Below are 745 nucleotides of genomic sequence, written 5' to 3'. Positions count from 1 at the left end.
CGGGATCGATCGCAATCCCGAAGCGCGCGCGGCGTGGTTGGCCCAGCAGCCGCCGGCCCCACGCGGGTGTCTGACGATCATTGTCAGGAAAATCGGCAAACTTGAAGGAGAGGCACATGGCGTCCAGTCAGCTTAACCAGCGCCTCGATGCGCTCGAACGCAGGATCGCACCGCCAGACCAAGGCACGCATGTGGGCTTCATCCCCTCATCGGCCACCGATGAAGAGGCCGAGGTTCTGAGCGAGCAGATCGCCAAGAAGGCCGCCGATCTCGGGAAGAAACACATCGTCGTGCGGTTTGTCCCCGCGCCGGCGAGGCATCAATTCGAAGGGGCTGCACGATGATCGCGCTGCCGCCTATCCCCGGTGCAGCTCTCAACGATCTGGATGCGATCAACGCGGTTTTGACGCACCCGGCCGTGTTCGGAGAGGTCGCGCGCCTGAAGGACATTGGCTCGGGCCTCATCGTCTCGGTGCCTGGCGTGGTCGTGGGGTTCCAGGAGGTGAGGCCCCGCATTCATGAATGCCACTAGGCCGTGGTCCCGGAAATGAGGGGGCGTCCCGCGCTGGAGATCATGCGTCGGGTTCGGGACTGGTGGTGGGCAACGCAGCCGTCCGATCTGATGATTGCCCCCATCCCGGAGCACAAGAAGCCGGCGCGCTTCCTGATGCACCTGCTCGGTTTTCAACGCATCGGCCCATATCGCGCCGTCAGCAATGACGGGATCGAGCGCGAATATGTCGCC

At 63.8% G+C, this 745-nt stretch carries 3 protein-coding genes; all 3 read left to right on the top strand.

What is annotated here, in order from left to right; genetic code table 11:
- Positions 1-116 precede the first annotated feature (116 nt).
- Positions 117-344: a hypothetical protein gene (locus tag HLH36_RS19555; RefSeq protein WP_182987940.1), complete on the top strand. Its 228-nt coding sequence runs from the start codon at positions 117-119 to the stop codon at positions 342-344.
- On the top strand, positions 341-532 hold the full coding sequence (locus HLH36_RS19550; protein WP_182987939.1) for a hypothetical protein: 192 nt from the start codon (positions 341-343) through the stop codon (positions 530-532). The genes HLH36_RS19555 and HLH36_RS19550 overlap by 4 nt, the downstream gene beginning before the upstream one ends.
- Before the next feature lie 15 nt (positions 533-547).
- Positions 548-745, top strand: a 198-nt coding sequence (locus HLH36_RS19545) for a hypothetical protein (RefSeq protein WP_182987938.1), incomplete at its 3' end; no start/stop codon positions are given.

The organism is Gluconacetobacter aggeris (assembly GCF_014174395.1).
In the GTDB taxonomy this organism is placed as follows: domain Bacteria; phylum Pseudomonadota; class Alphaproteobacteria; order Acetobacterales; family Acetobacteraceae; genus Gluconacetobacter; species Gluconacetobacter aggeris.
Note: the sequence above shows the minus strand (reverse complement) of the source record. Positions and strands in the feature narration are given on the sequence as shown.

What these genes read in the sequence shown, in the direction of transcription:
- HLH36_RS19550 (WP_182987939.1), top strand. Translation starts at nt 341, where the DNA reads ATGATCGCGCTGCCGCCTATCCCCGGTGCAGCTCTCAACGATCTGGAT.
- HLH36_RS19555 (WP_182987940.1), top strand. Translation starts at nt 117, where the DNA reads ATGGCGTCCAGTCAGCTTAACCAGCGCCTCGATGCGCTCGAACGCAGG.